5 protein-coding genes are annotated in these 3,730 nt (G+C 61.0%); 4 read left to right on the plus strand and 1 reads right to left on the minus strand.

What is annotated here, in order from left to right; translation table 11 throughout:
• On the minus strand, positions 1-417 hold a 417-nt coding region (locus EN964_RS28395; protein WP_281059576.1), incomplete at its 3' end, for a biotin carboxylase N-terminal domain-containing protein.
• 197 nt (positions 418-614) lie between these two features.
• On the opposite strand from EN964_RS28395, the gene EN964_RS28400 reads away from it, so the two are divergent.
• The 4 genes from EN964_RS28400 to EN964_RS28415 form a co-directional block, all read left to right on the plus strand.
• Entirely contained in the window at positions 615-1,742 is a 1,128-nt protein-coding gene (locus EN964_RS28400) for an S-(hydroxymethyl)glutathione dehydrogenase/class III alcohol dehydrogenase (protein ID WP_127270241.1), read from the plus strand.
• Positions 1,743-1,812: 70 nt separating this feature from the next.
• Positions 1,813-2,283 (plus strand): YaiI/YqxD family protein, encoded by a 471-nt coding sequence (locus EN964_RS28405; protein ID WP_127270240.1) that lies wholly within the window; start codon positions 1,813-1,815, stop codon positions 2,281-2,283.
• Between the two features lie 31 nt (positions 2,284-2,314).
• Positions 2,315-2,992 (plus strand): DUF1345 domain-containing protein, encoded by a 678-nt coding sequence (locus tag EN964_RS28410; protein ID WP_023810520.1) that lies wholly within the window; start codon positions 2,315-2,317, stop codon positions 2,990-2,992.
• Positions 2,993-3,089: 97 nt separating this feature from the next.
• On the plus strand, positions 3,090-3,730 hold a 641-nt coding region (locus EN964_RS28415; RefSeq protein WP_164776045.1), incomplete at its 3' end, for a cytochrome b/b6 domain-containing protein.

Raw genomic sequence — 3,730 nt, forward strand, 5'->3', positions numbered from 1 at the left:
CTCGATGACGCCGAGCCAGCCGGGCACGGTGGAAACCTTGGCGGCGTTGGCGAACTTCTTCGATTCGATCTTGTCGCCCATCGCCTTTATGGCCTTGGGCTTCGGGCCGATGAAAATGATGCCTTCCGCTTCCAGCGCTTCGCAGAAGGCCGCCCGCTCGGACAGGAATCCGTAGCCGGGATGCACGGCCTGGGCCCCCGTTTCCTTGCAGGCGGCGATGATCTTTTCCGGGACGAGATAGCTCAGCGCGGCTGGTGAAGGCCCGATATGCACCGCCTCGTCGGCCATCTCGACATGCACGGCATCGCGATCGGCATCGGAATAGACGGCAACCGTGGCGATGCCCATCTTGCGCGCCGTCTTGATGACGCGGCAGGCAATTTCGCCGCGATTGGCGATCAGGATCTTGGTGAACATGCGAAATGTCATCCCTCGGGTCGGCCGTTCCTTTTATGGCCTGTGCTTGCAGGGTCAAGCCGACCATGCAATTCACTGCCTTTCAATCGACTTGCGATTCCAATTCATCGCTGTGGCCCAGTCAGGGAGCCAGCCGCCAGTTGATCGTGTCGGCAAAACCTGAAACCTTGGAAAAAACTCGCATTGGAGGACGTCTGATGAAAACCCGCGCCGCTGTCGCTGTCGCCGCCGGAAAGCCGCTGGAGATCATGGAGGTCGATCTCGACGGCCCACGTGAGGGCGAGGTGCTGGTCGAGATCAAGGCGACCGGCATCTGCCACACCGACGAATTCACGCTGTCGGGTGCTGATCCTGAAGGTCTGTTTCCGGCCATCCTCGGCCATGAGGGCGCTGGCGTCGTCGTCGATATCGGCAAGGGCGTCACCTCGCTCAAGAAGGGCGACCACGTCATCCCGCTCTACACGCCCGAATGCCGCCAGTGCCATTCCTGCCTGTCGCGAAAAACCAATCTGTGCACGGCCATCCGCGCCACCCAGGGCCAGGGCCTGATGCCCGATGGTTCATCGCGCTTCTCGATCGGCAAGGACAAGATCTTTCACTATATGGGCTGCTCGACTTTCTCCAACTTCACCGTGCTGCCCGAGATCGCGCTAGCCAAGGTCAACCCCGACGCGCCCTTCGACAAGATCTGCTACATCGGCTGCGGCGTCACCACCGGCATCGGTGCTGTGATCAACACCGCCAAGGTCGAGATCGGCGCCACCGCCGTCGTCTTCGGCCTCGGCGGAATCGGCCTCAACGTGATCCAAGGCCTGAAACTTGCCGGCGCCGACATGATCATCGGCGTCGATTTGAACAACGACAAGAAGGAGTGGGGCGAGCGCTTCGGCATGACGCATTTCGTCAATCCGAAGGAGATCGACGGCGATGTCGTGCCCCACCTCGTCAACATGACCAAGCGTGGCGCCGACCAGATCGGCGGCGCCGACTACACATTCGACTGCACCGGCAGCACCAAGGTGATGCGCCAGGCGCTGGAAGCCTCGCATCGCGGCTGGGGCAAGTCGGTCGTCATCGGCGTCGCCGGTGCCGGCCAGGAGATCTCGACGCGGCCGTTCCAGCTGGTCACCGGCCGCACCTGGATGGGAACCGCCTTCGGTGGCGCGCGCGGCCGCACCGACGTGCCCAAGATCGTCGACTGGTACATGGACGGCAAGATCCAGATCGACCCGATGATCACTCACACGCTGAAGCTCGAGGACATCAACAAGGGTTTCGATCTCATGCATGAGGGCAAATCGATCAGAAGCGTCGTGGTTTACTGAGGAAGATACCAGGCCGCCGCCCAATCGGCCCGCGACCTCTGTGGTTCACAAGTGGGAGGAGAAAAGAAACATGAGCGAACTCCCCGCTATTCTCGTCGATGCAGACGCCTGCCCGGTCAAGGCCGAGGTCGAAAAAGTGGCCGACCGGCATGGCGTCGTTGTCACCTACGTCTCCAATGGCGGCCTGCGGCCATCGCGCGATCCGATGATCCGCAATGTGGTGGTCTCCAAGGGCGCTGATGCCGCCGACGACTGGATCGTGGACAATGCACGCACCAACGACATTGTGATCACCGCCGACATTCCGCTGGCCGCCCGCGCGGTGGCACTCGGCGCCCATGTGCTTGGGCCAACGGGACGCCCCTTCACGCCGGAAACGATCGGCATGGCGGTAGCCATGCGTGACCTGAAGCAGCATCTGCGCGAGACCGGCGAAAGCAAGGGCTACAATGCCAGCTTCGCGCCGCAAGACCGGTCGCGGTTTCTCGGCGAACTCGACCGCATCTTGCGGCGGGCGCTCAAATCCGCCACACCAGACTAGAAACCGAGCGCCATTCAAGGTTGGAACCGACATGGCTGCCGAAACCCCGGTGAAGTCTCCCATTCAGCGCCACATGTTGTTCGCTGTGTCGGCCTGCGTTGGCGTTTTTGCGCTTCTCGTGGCGTTGCTGCTGCACGCCCCGCTTGCCTATTCGATCGGCGCCAACGCGTTCTTTGCCGCTTATGTCATTCTCGTCGTCGCCCAGATGCCGAAGTTCACCGGCAGGTATCTGAGCAGGAATGCGCGTGCCACGGACCAGCCGGTGCTGGTCATCTTCGCTGTGACGCTTGTCGTCGTCGGCGTTGCCGTTATCTCATTGTTCCTACTGATCAATCAGAAGGACAGAAGCCATCCCGTCGAGCTCACCTTCGCGCTGCTGTCGATCCCGCTCGGCTGGTTCACCATTCATGCCATGGCAGCGCTCCATTATGCTCATGTCTACTGGATGGACGGCGATGCTGTGGATGCCGAGACCAGGAAGAAAATCCCTGTCGGCGGACTGCTGTTCCCGGGCGACAAACGGCCGGAGGGCTGGGACTTCCTGTACTTCTCGACGGTGATCGGCATGACGGCACAGACCGCCGATACCAACATCTCGACCACGCATATGCGTCGTGTCGTGCTTGTCCATTCGATCCTGTCGTTTTTCTTCAACACGGTCATCGTCGCCGCCGCCGTCAATCTCGCCGTCAGCCTGGGCGGTCCGTAATAAATCCGTGATCGGATGAAACATCGGTTTGGATCGCGACGTATCAGGAGGACAATGAACGCGCAGGCCATGCCGCGAGGCCGGGAGACGAAAGACGATGGAATCCGTTGCCAGAAGCCAATCCGCCGCCGATCCAGGCGCTTCGGCGTCGAACGACAAAACGCTGATCTACCGGCAGTCGCGCTGGACACGGCTGACGCATTGGCTTTGGGCTATCTCGTTGTTCTTCATGCTGCTGTCAGGCCTGCAGATCTTCAATGCCCGTCCGCAGCTCTATATCGGCAAAGAATCGGGCTTCGAATACAACAACACCATCTTCGCCATCGGCGCCGAGAATTCCGATGCGGGTCCGCGCGGCTACACGGAAATCTTTGGGCATCGCTTCGACACCACTGGCGTGCTCGGCTGGTCGGGTCCGGCCGGCCAGGAGACGTCCCGCGCCTTTCCCTCCTGGGCGACCATCCCATCCTACTATGATCTCGGCACCGCGCGCGTCATCCATTTCTTCTTTGCCTGGATACTGGCCACGACGTTGATCGTCTGGTTTGTCGCCAGCACCGTGAACGGCCATCTGCGGCGCGATCTCGCGCCACGCCTCGACGATTTGAAACGATTGCCGCAAGACATCGTTGACCACGCCAAGCTCAAATTCCACCACACGCGCGAATACAACACGCTGCAGAAGATGGCCTATGGCGGGGTGCTGTTCGTGCTGTTGTCGCTGATGATCATCACCGG

It is taken from the genome of Mesorhizobium sp. M7A.F.Ca.CA.001.10.2.1 (assembly GCF_003998575.1).
Classification (GTDB): domain Bacteria; phylum Pseudomonadota; class Alphaproteobacteria; order Rhizobiales; family Rhizobiaceae; genus Mesorhizobium.

What these genes read in the sequence shown, in the direction of transcription:
- EN964_RS28405 (WP_127270240.1), top strand. Translation starts at nt 1,813, where the DNA reads ATGAGCGAACTCCCCGCTATTCTCGTCGATGCAGACGCCTGCCCGGTC.
- EN964_RS28410 (WP_023810520.1), top strand. Translation starts at nt 2,315, where the DNA reads ATGGCTGCCGAAACCCCGGTGAAGTCTCCCATTCAGCGCCACATGTTG.
- EN964_RS28400 (WP_127270241.1), top strand. Translation starts at nt 615, where the DNA reads ATGAAAACCCGCGCCGCTGTCGCTGTCGCCGCCGGAAAGCCGCTGGAG.